Source organism: Flavobacterium sp. (assembly GCF_043760115.1).
GTDB lineage: Bacteria > Bacteroidota > Bacteroidia > Flavobacteriales > Flavobacteriaceae > Flavobacterium.
In genome coordinates, this window is the sequence record NZ_JAYUPK010000141.1 from 54,431 (window position 1) to 67,824 (window position 13,394).

The window sequence follows — 13,394 nt, forward strand, 5'->3', positions numbered from 1 at the left end:
GAACTCAGATTTAAGAAAATAAAGAAATCATAATTTTAAAGTTTTTTATTTTTTTTGCCACTGATTTTACGGATTAAACAGATTTTCACTGATTGTATTATTTTGTAAGCATTTAGATTGTTAGAATTTAATTTCTCTAAAATTTTAATAAGCGTAAACTAACGTATAATTTTCGAATTCTTGAAAATGTATTTTAAAATTTTCTAGTTTGGAATTTAAGTTTAAGATTGCAGTTGTTTTATTGTCTTCAATTTCAAATGGTTGTACTTGAATGTGGTCTTTAAAACTTATTCCTTTTTCATTTTTGATTTTGAAAATAGCTTCTTTTGCACCCCAAATTACGGTTAATTTTTTAATGTAATTTTGTTTTACTTTTTTATCAATATGTTCAATGGAAAATTTATTGGCAATTTTGATGATTTTTTCTCTTTGTAATTCTATATCTATTCCTACTTTTTTATTACTTATTATTATTGCTGAGAATTGGTGTGAGTGAGTTATAGAAATTTCTGAAAACTCTGTTGGTTTTTTAATGGATTTTAAATGTGGTTTTCCGAATTCATCGTAAAATAAATCGGCATCGGTGTGGTTTATTTCTTGCAATAATTTACGAACTGAAAGAAAAGCACGTTGATGCATTTCGGATTTCATTTCGTTTAACCTTATTATATTACTTGGTTCTAAAACTACTTGCGAGTTTAACTCTTGAAAACTTTCGGTGATTTTCCAGATTAATATTTTGGTATTTTTAGAATGTTGTATTGTTTTATATAATGGCATTTGGTAGTGCGGTTTTAACTAGCCCAGACAGTAGTGGAAAGCTTTTTGAAGGAAATTACTATTTTTTCTTGGCGAAAAAAAGCGACCAAAGAAGCTCTTTTTTGGGCTTAGAAAAAAAGTAATTTACAAAAAAACTTGGAACGTATGGCTGGAAATAGCTTCAGATTGCCACGCAAACTCGCAATGACATCTTCATTTTATTGTTTTTCAAGTGCTTAAGGATGTAAACATTTCATAATTTTGAAAATAAATTATTAAAAACAAATCCTATGTTGTAAATTTGCAAAAATTATTTAATAAACACAAATTTTTACATACATGAGTACACAAACTTTACCGTTTATAGGTTTTAAAGTGAAAGATATTTCGCTTGCAGCTTGGGGAAGAAAAGAAATTGAATTGGCAGAAGCTGAAATGCCAGGATTAATGGCGCTTAGAGCTGAGTATAAAAACGAACAACCTCTTGCTGGAGCAAGAATTGCTGGATGTTTACACATGACAATTCAAACAGCGGTTTTAATTGAAACGTTAATTGCTCTTGGTGCAGAAGTTACTTGGAGTTCTTGTAACATTTTTTCTACTCAAGATCAAGCTGCTGCTGCAATTGCTGCTGCTGGAATTCAGGTTTATGCTTGGAAAGGATTGAACGAAGAAGATTTTGATTGGTGTATTGAGCAGACTTTATTTTTTGGCGAAGATAAAAAACCATTGAATATGATTCTTGATGATGGTGGAGATTTAACTAATATGGTTATTGACAGATTTCCAGAACTTGTTGCTGGAATTAAAGGTTTGAGTGAAGAAACTACAACTGGAGTTCACAGATTATATGAAAGAGTGAAAGCTGGAACGTTACCAATGCCTGCAATAAATGTTAATGACAGTGTTACAAAATCGAAATTTGATAATAAATATGGTTGTAAAGAAAGTGCTGTTGACGCAGTAAGAAGAGCAACAGATATTATGTTAGCTGGAAAAAGAGTAGTTGTATGTGGTTATGGTGATGTTGGAAAAGGTACTGCTGCTTCGTTTAAAGGTGCTGGATCTATTGTAACTGTTACAGAAATTGATCCAATTTGTGCTTTGCAAGCTGCAATGGACGGATTTGAAGTTAAAAAATTATCGACTGTAATTGCTACAGCAGACATTGTAATTACTACTACAGGAAATAAAGATATTGTATTGGAAAGAGATTTTCGTGCTATGAAAGACAAAACTATTGTTTGTAATATTGGACATTTTGACAATGAAATTGACATGGGTTGGTTAAATAAAAACTATGGTAATACTAAAGTTGAAATTAAACCACAGGTTGATAAATATACAATTGATGGTGTTGATATTCTTGTTTTAGCAGAAGGAAGATTGGTAAACTTAGGTTGTGCAACTGGACATCCAAGTTTTGTAATGAGTAATTCATTTACAAACCAAACTTTAGCTCAAATTGAGTTATGGAAAAATAGTGCTGCTTACGGAAACGACGTTTATATGTTACCAAAACATTTAGATGAAAAAGTAGCAATGTTACACTTAGAAAAATTAGGTGTTGAGCTAGAAACTTTAAGAACAGATCAAGCTGATTATATTGGTGTGAAAGTTGAAGGTCCATTTAAACCAGAATATTACAGATACTAAATGATTGTAGATTGCTGATTAGCGATTTATGATTTTAGATTTAAACCTCAATTTCTTTTTGGAAATTGAGGTTTTTTATTTTTAAATTTCTTTTAGATTGATAAAAATTAATTTATGATTTTAAACCAATTATTATATAATTATTTGTGTGAATTGTGTAATTTAAATTGATAGAAATGGTTGATATTTACTGTTCTATTTATTTCAAATTTAAAAATTAATAAAATGTCAAATAAAAACAAAAAACAATTCGGTGTTTGGATGGATTCTCAAAATGCAACTATAGTTGGAAGAGATGAGGAAGGAGAAACATTTATAGTTTTAGGTCATGTTAAAAATAATGGTGCCGAAAAAAACTCAAGTGAGAATGCTCAGAATAATCAAGAGATTTCTTTAACTCATAAATTTTTTAAAGAAATTGCGAGCATAATGCCAAACGTTGATGAAATTCATATAACAGGTACAGGTCAAATACAAGAACAATTTAGAAACTTTTTGGCAGAAACTGCACAATACAAAAATGCAATTTCAACAGATGACACTTCTAATAAAATGAGTGATGAGAATTTGATAACTTTTATTTCAAATCATTTTAATTAAAAAATTTCAAATCATTTTTAAAGCTTGTATTTATTTGCAAGCTTTTTTTATTTAAAAAAAATAGGTTTGAGTAAAATATATACACAATGAGAATTATTTTATACATATTTAAAAAATAAAATAAAATTTATTAATATTTAAAACGCTAATTATCAAGCGATTGTTTAAAATTGTAACATTTATTTTTTTTGGTACAATTATTACAAAGGTTAATGTGTAAAACAAATTTATAAACACATTAATTACAATATTATGAAAAAGTTAATTTTATCAGCAGCATTAGTTTTAGGAAGTTTAACAGCATTTGCACAAGAAACGCCATCTAAAACTGCTAAACCAACAACAGAAGCTACAAAAGCAGTAACAGAAACTGCTAAACCAGTAACAGAAACTAAAAAACAAAGTTATACTGAAGTTACTTTAGACGAAGTTCCAGAAGCAGTAAAAGCTGCTTTAACAAAAGTTTATCCTACAGCAACGTTGGACAAAGCTTATGTTAATGAAGCAAAAGAATACAAACTTGATGTTACTTTAAATGAGAAAAAAGGTAACCTGTTTGCAGATGAAAAAGGAAATTGGATTAAAAAATAATTAGGGTTAAAATTTTTTAGTCTTCAAAAAGAGTTTGCAATTGCAATCTCTTTTTTTTGCATAATATTAAGACAATCTAAATTTATAAGTTTTATTTTAGCTGATAAAGTTAAAATTTAATGACAAGAATTCTTATAGTTGAAGATGATGTTTCTTTTTGTGATATGCTTGCAAAGTTTCTTGCTAGAAAATCATACGAAATAACAACTGCCTATTCTGCTGAAGAAAGTTTGTCTAAAATTGAAACAGCTACTTTTGATTTAATTATTACCGATTTACGACTTCCAAAGTATGACGGAATTGAATTAATGCAACAATTTAAAAAGAAATTTCCAGCAGTTCCAGTTATTTTAATGACTGGATATTCGGATGTAAATACTGCTGTAAAAGCCATGAAAAATGGTGCTTCAGATTATATTTCTAAACCATTTAATCCAGAAGAAGTACTTCTTGTTATAGAAAACGCTTTGCATAATTCTAAAAATATTAATTCTGTTGTTTCACAAAAATCTAATAATGAAAAAGTGGAAAAATCAGAATTTTTAATTGGAATTTCTTCTGTTTCTAAAAAATTATCGGAGTACATTCAACTTGTAAGTCCAACAGACATTTCGGTTTTAATAATTGGAGAAAGTGGCACAGGAAAAGAAGTTATTGCTAAAAATATTCATAGTAATAGCGATAGAAAAAACGAAGTTTTTATAGCTGTAGATTGTGGTACAATTCCGAAAGATTTGGCTGCAAGTGAATTTTTTGGACACGTAAAAGGTTCGTTTACTGGAGCAATTTCAGATAAAATTGGTTATTTTGAAGCGGCAAATGGAGGAACTATTTTTCTAGATGAAATTGGGAATTTATCCTATGACAATCAAATTCAGTTGTTGCGCGCTTTGCAAGAACGAAAAATTAAACCTGTTGGAAGTACCAAAGAAATAAATGTTGATGTTAGAGTTTTATCTGCAACCAATGAAGACTTAAAAGATGCAGTAAAAAATGGTAATTTTAGAGAAGATCTATACCACAGAATTAACGAATTTTCTATAGAATCGCCAGCTTTAAGAAATAGAGGCGAAGACATTTTATTGTTTGCCGATTTCTTTTTAGAGAAAGCCAACAAGCAATTAAACCGAAATGTAATTGGATTTTCGTCTGAAGTTATTCAATTATTTCAAAGTTATTCTTGGCCTGGAAATTTACGTGAAATGCAAAATTGCATTAAACGAGCAACACTTTTAACCAAAGGAGATTTTATAGAAAAAGCAGTTTTGCCAAACGATTTATTTGAAATTAAAAGTGCAAAAAATGAAGATAATTTTTCTGTTTCTGATAACGAAAAGAATTTGATTATTAATGCTTTGTCTAAAACTGGAAACAACAAATCGGAAACGGCAAAGTTACTAAATATCAATAGAAAAACACTTTATAACAAACTGAAATTGTATAATATTGATTAAGAAATCTCTTTACTCAATTCATTAAAAGCTGCTTTTATTTTCTTATTTATAATTTAAAAAAATTAAAATGTATTGAGTTTGTCGAAGTCTGAAACAAACACTTCGACAAGCTCAGTGAGACAGTAAAGATAGAATTGAATGTAAATATTGATTAAAATTATCATTTTTATAGAATTTCTCTTTTCAGATTATTAAAAACTATTTTTATTTTCTTCTTTATAGTTTCAAATTTAGATTTTAAATCATTATCAACACTAACATTTCTTTCTAGATCTTCTAGTAAATTTGCTATTTCGTTACTTTGTATTTGCTTAAACATTGGATACATTTTATGTGCAATTTCTTTTATCTCTAGTGTATTATTTTCAAGAATTGCAGTTTCTAAATTTTCTAAATTTTGATTAGTGGTTTTTATAAAAGAAAGCAAAACTTCATTTATTGCAAAGCTGTCTTTTGGAAAAAAAGAGTTTAGTAAACTTAAAGAATAAGATGTATTTGAATTATTTCCTTCTAAATTATTCTCTTCAAAATCAGCTTTAAAAGTTTCATTATTTAAATTTGAATTTACAATTTGTATCAAGTAATTGGGCGAATAAGGTTTTTTTAAAATTGCCGTAAATCCATAATTCAAATATTCTTTTTCAGACAAATCAGTTCTTCCTGTAAGTGCAATTATTGGCTGATTTTGTGATAGAAGTTTGTTTTCTTGAAGTGATTTTAAAAGTTCAAATCCATCTAATAATGGCATTTGAATATCAGTAATTAGTATATCAAAAGTATTATTTTTTGCAAATTCAAACGCATCTTTTCCAGATGTAAAACTATGAGTTGTAAAGTTGTTTTGCTTTAAAATTTCGGATGTTAATTGTAATAAATTAGAATCGTCATCTACAACAATTGCTATGTAATTTTTATGATTTTTAGTTGAGGTTTTTGCTTCATTTTTATTGGAATTATCAAATTCTAACGGAATAGAAATTTCAAAAACACTTCCTTTATTAACTTCGCTTTTTACACTTATTTTTCCGCTAAGAATTTCGGTTAATTTCTTTGAAATTGTAAGACCTAAACCACTTCCGCCATAGCTTTTTTCAATATTTTCATTGGCTTGGGTGAATTCTTCAAATATTAATTCTCGTTTAGATTCTTCAATTCCTATTCCTGTATCTTCAATTTTTATTGCAATAATTTTAGATTGTAAGTTGGTATTTGCACTAATTTTTATAGTTCCATTTTCTGTAAATTTATATGCATTTCCAATGATATTGGTTAGAATTTGCTTTAAGCGAAAAGCATCAGAAATTATGTTTTTATTTAAAGTTTCGTCAATTTCTATTAGTAAATTAATTTCTTTTTTTTGATATACTGATTGTCCATTTTTAGCAATTTCATCAATTAAATTTGGCAAATTAAATGCTGTTTTTTCTAAAGTAATTTTGCCTGCTTCTATTTGAGTTAAGTCTAATAAATCTTGAACTAATTGCGAGATATAATCAGAGGAGTTTTTTATGTTTTTGTTGAAGTAAATTTGTTTGGTATTGAGTTCAGAATTGGATAATAATTCGCTGTAACCAAGAATTGTGCTTAGTGGAGTTTTAATGTCGTGGCTTACTGTGGCAATTAGTTGCTCACGATTTTGAAGTAAATTTTTAGTTTTTAAATTTGCAATTTCAAGTTGTTTTCTATACGATTGCGATTTAGAAAAATCACTTAGAATTAATATGGAGAAAAAAACAGTGACAAGCAATCCAATAATTGCTGTAATTGTTACAACTTTGTTAGTTTTTTTAAGCGAATTTTCTTTTTCAGAATTGTTTTGTGATGTTTTAATACTGATTTCATTTTCTACAATACGAATAATTTTTCGAAGTTGTTCGGATATTAATATTTCGTTTTCGAGCAATTTTTTCTCTTCACTATTTAAAATTTCGTTTCGTTTTGTCGTTTCATTTTTAACCTCTTTTAAAACTTCTTTAGACTTGGAAAGTATTGAATCTAGTGCTTTTTCGTCTAATGAATTTGTTTTGTCATTGGGAATATTTTGATTTAAATAATCTACATATTTTACCAAAACACCACGTTGATAAGAAGTTAACAATGATGGATCTTTTACAAAATCTTTTAAAACCAATTTTTGCAAAGAAACTTCCATTTTAGTAATGTCTTTAATGGCTGTTTTAACGCTAACTTGGTCTAAAACTTTATTTTTTATGCTTTTTAATTGCTTAATGTTTTCATTTTTTTTATTGAATAAATAATTTATACTATCCAATAAAACCTTTTGATAATCAGTAGTTAATAAATTTTTTAATGTATCAATTTCTAGTTTTAAAGCGTTGGTTTTTTGTAAATATTCTTGATATTCTTGTTCAGAATTAGATAAAATAGTCAGTCTTGCCTGACTTTCTGTTTCGTACATTTTAGAAAAAAAAGTGCTTATTTTTAAGACTTTGTTCTTTTCTAGTTCAATTTTGTCTTCGGTAGAAGTAAAGACATCGTTTTCTGAATAAATTATAAAACCAGCTGCAACCACCAAAGCAATTAGCAATAAATAGCCAATAATTACTTTAAATGGAATATAACTTTGTTTACCTTTCATATTTCAAAGGTAAAAATTGTGTATTGGTTTAGGGTTTAATATTTGTTAAAAGTAAAGTCTTTATATTTTAGAATTTTCATTTTAAACGAGTATTAATTTTTTAAAAATTTGAAAACTATATAATTTAAAAAAAATGATACGATATGATACTATCAAATAGTGATACGATAAATTACAACGTTTCTTTCAACCATTTATAAAACTCTGTTTGCCAAACCATAGCATTTTGTGGTTTTAAAACCCAATGGTTTTCTTCTGGAAAGTATAGAAATTTACTTTTTATTCCGCGTAATTGTGCAGCTTGAAATGCTTCTTGTCCTTGTCCAATTGGAACTCTAAAATCTTTTCCACCTTGTATAATTAATATTGGTGTATTCCATTTATCTACAAAATTTATTGGGTTGAAAGTGGTGTACGATTTTTGAGCAATTTTATTTTCTTTTTCCCAATATGCTCCACCAAAATCCCAGTTGTTAAAGAAAACTTCTTCGGTTGTGCCAAACATACTTTGTGTATTAAAAACACCATCGTGTGCAATAAAACTCTTGAAACGATTGTTGTGAATTCCTGCTAAATAAAACACAGAATAACCACCATAACTTGCTCCAACAGCACCAAGACGAGTTTTGTCTACATAACTTTCTTTGGCAACATCATCAATTGCAGAAAGGTAATCATCCATAACTTGTCCACCCCAATCTTTAGAAATTTGTTCGTTCCATTCTTGTCCATGACCATACATTCCACGACGATTTGGTGCTACAACAACATAACCTTGTGATGCCATTAATGAAAAATTCCAACGAAAAGAATAACTTTGAGTTAATGGCGATTGTGGTCCACCTTGACAATATAAAAGTGTTGGATATTTTTTAGTTTTATCAAAATTTGGTGGAAGAATTACCCAAACCAACATTTTTTTTCCATCGGTTGTGGTTACATATCTTCTTTCGTATTTTGGTAATGCTAATTTACTGTAAGCTTCGTTATTTACTTTTGTAAGTTGCAAGCAAGTTTTTTTCTTTAAGCTATAAGAATATACTTCTAATGCATGGTTCATATCGGTTCTGTTTAAAATCGCAATATCGCCAGAAATATCTATAATGTCGTGCATATCAAAATCTCCACTAGTAAGTTGTTTTACACTTATTGCTATTTTAGTTAAACCAGGAAAATTTACTTCAAATAATTGTGTTGTACCATCAACTGGCGCAATAAAATATACTTTTTTACCATCTTTACTCCATTGAAAACTATTTACAGAACCATCCCAACTTGCAGTTAAATTAATATCCATTCCTTTAAAACGAACAATTATATCATTTTTATCTGCTTCATAACCATCACGTTTCATTTGTAACCAAGATAAATTTCCTGTTGGAGAAAAAACAGGATTCATATCGTAACCCAAATTGTTTTCGGTTAAATTTTTGGTGGTTTTGGTTTCTAGATTGTATTCGTATAAATCGGTATTGGTTGAAATAGCATATTCAGTTCCAAATTTCTTTTTGCAAACATAAATAATACTTTTACTGTTGGGCGACCAAATGTAATCTTCGTCTCCTCCAAATGGTTTTTGTGGTGCATCATAAGGTTCTTCTTTCATAATGTCAATTGGCGCAGCAAGACGAACGTTTGGCGCAGGAATTCCTCCATAAAAAACGTGGTTTACAGTTCCATCGTTCCAAGTGTCCCAATGACGATAATCTAAAGCTGTGTAGATTTGAACATCAGATTTTGTTAATTCTGGATAAAAATCTTTACCTAAAACTTTATTAACTTTTACTTCTTGTGTAGATAAAACGTATTGTCCATCTGGCGAAATGTTTTTGTCTAAAAGTAATTCGCTGGTTTCTTTTACTTCGGTTGCGTTACCACCAAGTATTGGAATGGTATAATATTTAGATGTAGATTTATTTTCTTCCATTACTGGAGTTGCAACTTTGTAAACTATATTTTTCTTGTCTTTAGAAATTCCTAAAACAGTTATTCTTCCTAATTTCCAAAGTGTTTCTGGTGTTAAAACATTTTGTGCCTGTGTTGTTATGCTCATTGTAGTAACGATTATAAAAAGTAATTTTTTCATTTATCTTGAATTTAGTTCAGAATCTTTACATTCTGAATATTTTTTTGATTGGATAAAAGTAGCGAAATTATTTGAACTGATTTTTGAAATTTTAATTATAGAATTTATTTTGAAAAAAGATTTTAGAAAAAACGAAAAATCGCTTAGCCCAGATGGGAATGGAAATCCTGCTGTTGCGGTTTTCGCGAAGCGAAAATCGCAACAGCAGATTGGAATGGACAGCAGGAAAAAGGTAGATAGAAAATGCCCAAGCCAATTGCTACAAATAATAAGGACAAATTCTAACAAAAAAAGCCACACTTTTCAGTATGGCTTTTAAAAAAATGCTTAAAATTTATTGTTTTACAAATCGTTTAGAAGTAGCACCATTTTGGTTAGAAACTTCAATTAAATAAGTTCCAGATGATAAACTTCCAACGTTTACAGATTTATTTTCAATTTTACCTTTTCCTAATTCTTGTCCCATTAAATTGTATATTCTATAGTTTGAATCTACTTCAAGGTTAGAAATATTTAATACGTCTCCATTTACTGGATTTGGATATAAATTGAAAGAAATTGCATTATTAGAACTTTCGTTCATTTTAGCAACAGAAGTAATATTTACTGTGTAATCTTCTACTTGTCCATAAGAAAAAGCTTCGCAAGATGTTGGAGTTCCGTTATATTTCATAGAAACTCTCATTCTTGTTGAACCTAGTAAAGCTGTGCTCGGAATAGTAATTGTTCCTGTTGCAGTTGTTGCAGTTGATGTTGCTTTTGTAAAAACTGTTTCTCCAGCATCTGTAAACACACCGTTTTGGTTGTAATCTATAAATACTGCATAACCTTCGCTATATACTGTACTTGTCCAAGCTGGAGTTATTGTAATAGTATAAGCTGTTGCTCTAGCCACATTAGTAGAAATTGTTGTAAAATTTGTATAACCAGTTCCGCCAGTTGAAGGATTATTAATAGTTCCAAATTGTACTCTTCCTATTTTTTCATCGACAACACTATTTCCTTGAGAAGCACAATACGTTAGTGTTACAACCGCAGCAGTTGTTACACTTACTATATTACTTGCTACTGAAATGTTTCCCGCAGCATCTTTAGCTTGAACATAAAATGTGTAAGCTGTTGAAGCTGTTAACCCAGTTACTGCATAAGTGGTAGCAGTTGTAGTTGAACCTAATAATGTTGATCCTCTATAAACATCATATCCTGTTACAGCAACATTATCTGTAGCGCCAGTCCAAGATAAATTTGTTGTTGTAGAAGTTGTTCCAGAAGCTGATAATGCAGCAGCAGTTGGAGCAGTTGTATCTGCAACTGGAGCAAGAGTTGAAACACTTACTGCGTTACTTACAACAGAAACATTTCCTGCAGCATCTTTAGCTTTTACCGTAAATGAATAGGTTGTTGAAGCTGTTAATCCAGAAACTGAATAAATCGTTGAAGCTGTTGAACCAAGTAAAACACCATCTTTAAAAACATCGTAACCTGTTACTGCAACATTATCTGTAGCTCCAGACCAAGATAAACTTGTAGCTGTTTGCGTAGTTCCAGAAGCAACTAAAGTTGGAGCAATTGGAGCAATTGTGTCAGTAGTTGATCCAGCAGTAATTGTAAAATTAGTATTAGAAATATCATAAAAAATATGATTTGTTCCTCTAACCATTATTCTGTTTGTAGTTCCAGGTGTATTTGGAATTGTTACTGCTTGTGTTCCATCATTCGGAGTTGCAGCTAATAATGTTGTCCAAGAAGTTCCTGCATTAGTAGAAATTAAAATATCAACATTAGCACAATTTACCCCATTTGCAGTTGTACCTGCAACAGCCCAAGTTATGGTTTGTGAACTTCCACCAACATAAGAAATAGCAGTATTTGGTACACTTACAGAAAATGGTCCAGCAGTTGCATTTACTGTAACAATCATATCATCTGAATTGTTGGCAGAACCGCCAGCTCTATTATCACGAACTGTTAATCTAAAATTTAATATTCTTGCAACAGATGACAATGCTTCTACAGTAATTTCTGTTCCTGCAGTTGTAGTTGCTCCAGTTAAAACAGATTGTAATCTAGGAAAACTTCTAGAAGGTGAACTAGATGAATTGTATGATCTAAAATTTACACCTGTTGTTTTTGTAGCACTTGGCGCAGCAGTTGTTGTTTGAGAATTAAATTGTTCCCAATTATAAGTCAATGCATCACCATTTGCATCAGTTGCAACACCTGTTAATAAATAAGGTGTGCTTTTTGGAACTGTATAATCTAAACCAGCATTAACAACAGGAATAGAATTTCCTGTTGCGGTATTGGTTTGACAAGTTTTTGTTTTAATATTATTAGTCACTTGCTGAATACTAAAAGAATGAAAATAAGCATCAGAATGTGGTTGAACATCTAAAGTTGTAATTCCTGCATAACCCATAATTGTAGATCCAGAACCTGGTTCCATATGTGCTCCAGTTCCTTCATTTCCAGTTGTAAAAGTGTGGTTTGCACCAAATTGATGACCTAATTCATGTGCTACATAATCAATATCAAAATTATCCCCAGATGGAATTCCATCTCCAGGTGAAGTATAACCACTACCTTTTTGTCCATTAACACAAACACAACCAATACAACCAGCATTTCCACCGCCACCAGAAGCGCCAAATAAATGTCCAACATCATAATTAGCTTCTCCAATTACAGCGGTTAAAGTATTTTGTAATTCGGCATTCCAAGCTCCGCCAGAACCAGCAGCTGCAGCAGAATATGGATCAGTTGAAGCAGAAGTATAAATTACCAAATCAGTATTAGCAATTAATACCATTCTAACTCCAAAATCTTTTTCAAAAACTCCATTTACACGTGTCATTGAATTGTTAATTGCAGCTAATGCTAATGCTTTTGTTCCTCCAAAGTAAGCAGTGTATTCTCCAGTAACCGACATTGCTAAACGAAAAGTTCTTAAAGTACTATCGTCGGCATTTGGTCTTAATAAAACTGGATTTAATGCTTCGGTTGCATCTTCAACAACTGAACACTCAAAATGTGAAAGTGATTGAATTTTGTCTGATTTTTTATATACAGAATAAGTAGTTAAATTTTGAGAAAATGGCTCAATAAAAACCGCCGATTTATCTGCACTAATTGTCATAGATTTAAATCCAAGTGGAGAAATACTGAAATAAACAGTTGCCGTTGGATTGTCAATTCCAATTCCAATATACGATTTAATTTCTGGATATTGAGCCGCCAAAGCTGGATCCATAATAGAATTTTCATAAACACTAAAACGTTCTATTTGTCCGTTTTCATTTGGTAATGAAACTCTTACAGAAGAATTTTTTTCTAAAGAATTTCGTTTAGGAGAATTTGACAAGGAAGATTTTAAAGCTTCTAAATCTAGTTCTAAAAGATTTTTTGTTGGAAGTTGCATTCTGCTTTCAAGAACAGTTACGTTACTTTTAGTAGATGATTTCCAAAAAGAATCTTTTTGTTGCGCAAAAGAAAAACTCGTTATTACTAATAACGCAACAGAAAGTAATTTGTACTTCATAATTTTGGTTTAAATAGTTAAAATAGAATTCCAAAATTATTAAGTTTATTGGCAATATTTCATAAAATTCAAAAAGATATTAACAAATCGATGAAATGCATTGTTATCTAA

Annotated in this window: 8 protein-coding genes; 4 read left to right on the forward strand and 4 right to left on the reverse strand. The window is 29.8% G+C overall.

The features are described 5' to 3' along the window. Positions 1-144 precede the first annotated feature (144 nt). Positions 145-780 (reverse strand): 4'-phosphopantetheinyl transferase family protein, encoded by a 636-nt coding sequence (locus ACH2BC_RS12190; protein ID WP_395054279.1) that lies wholly within the window; start codon positions 778-780, stop codon positions 145-147. A gap of 318 nt (positions 781-1,098) precedes the next feature. Between ACH2BC_RS12190 and ahcY the strand changes: the two genes are divergently transcribed. From ahcY to ACH2BC_RS12210, 4 genes are all read left to right on the forward strand, one after another. Beyond that, on the forward strand, positions 1,099-2,415 hold the full coding sequence (ahcY, locus tag ACH2BC_RS12195) for an adenosylhomocysteinase (protein ID WP_395054280.1): 1,317 nt from the start codon (positions 1,099-1,101) through the stop codon (positions 2,413-2,415). Positions 2,416-2,640: 225 nt separating this feature from the next. Then, complete coding sequence (locus ACH2BC_RS12200; RefSeq protein WP_395054281.1) at positions 2,641-3,015, forward strand: hypothetical protein; 375 nt, start codon at positions 2,641-2,643, stop codon at positions 3,013-3,015. 252 nt (positions 3,016-3,267) lie between these two features. After that, a complete protein-coding gene (locus ACH2BC_RS12205) occupies positions 3,268-3,606 on the forward strand; it encodes a hypothetical protein (protein WP_395054282.1) in 339 nt (112 codons plus the stop codon). 119 nt (positions 3,607-3,725) lie between these two features. Beyond that, the gene (locus ACH2BC_RS12210) at positions 3,726-5,060 is read left to right on the forward strand and encodes a sigma-54-dependent transcriptional regulator (protein ID WP_395054283.1); all 1,335 of its coding nucleotides are present in this window, start codon (positions 3,726-3,728) and stop codon (positions 5,058-5,060) included. Between the two features lie 166 nt (positions 5,061-5,226). Here ACH2BC_RS12210 and ACH2BC_RS12215 read toward each other — a convergent pair whose 3' ends face one another. From ACH2BC_RS12215 to ACH2BC_RS12225, 3 genes are all read right to left on the reverse strand, one after another. After that, on the reverse strand, positions 5,227-7,659 hold the full coding sequence (locus tag ACH2BC_RS12215) for a hybrid sensor histidine kinase/response regulator (RefSeq protein WP_395054284.1): 2,433 nt from the start codon (positions 7,657-7,659) through the stop codon (positions 5,227-5,229). 172 nt (positions 7,660-7,831) lie between these two features. Next, positions 7,832-9,745 carry a S9 family peptidase gene (locus tag ACH2BC_RS12220; protein ID WP_395054285.1) on the reverse strand — a complete coding sequence of 638 codons (1,914 nt, stop codon included), beginning with the start codon at positions 9,743-9,745 and terminating at the stop codon, positions 7,832-7,834. Positions 9,746-10,079: 334 nt separating this feature from the next. Next, positions 10,080-13,283 (reverse strand): reprolysin-like metallopeptidase, encoded by a 3,204-nt coding sequence (locus tag ACH2BC_RS12225; RefSeq protein WP_395054286.1) that lies wholly within the window; start codon positions 13,281-13,283, stop codon positions 10,080-10,082. Between the last annotated feature and the right edge of the window lie 111 nt (positions 13,284-13,394).

Coding starts and splice junctions, on each gene's coding strand:
- ahcY (WP_395054280.1), top strand. CDS start 1,099: ATGAGTACACAAACTTTACCGTTTATAGGTTTTAAAGTGAAAGATATT.
- ACH2BC_RS12225 (WP_395054286.1), bottom strand. CDS start 13,283: ATGAAGTACAAATTACTTTCTGTTGCGTTATTAGTAATAACGAGTTTT.
- ACH2BC_RS12190 (WP_395054279.1), bottom strand. CDS start 780: ATGCCATTATATAAAACAATACAACATTCTAAAAATACCAAAATATTA.
- ACH2BC_RS12215 (WP_395054284.1), bottom strand. CDS start 7,659: ATGAAAGGTAAACAAAGTTATATTCCATTTAAAGTAATTATTGGCTAT.
- ACH2BC_RS12200 (WP_395054281.1), top strand. CDS start 2,641: ATGTCAAATAAAAACAAAAAACAATTCGGTGTTTGGATGGATTCTCAA.
- ACH2BC_RS12205 (WP_395054282.1), top strand. CDS start 3,268: ATGAAAAAGTTAATTTTATCAGCAGCATTAGTTTTAGGAAGTTTAACA.
- ACH2BC_RS12210 (WP_395054283.1), top strand. CDS start 3,726: ATGACAAGAATTCTTATAGTTGAAGATGATGTTTCTTTTTGTGATATG.
- ACH2BC_RS12220 (WP_395054285.1), bottom strand. CDS start 9,745: ATGAAAAAATTACTTTTTATAATCGTTACTACAATGAGCATAACAACA.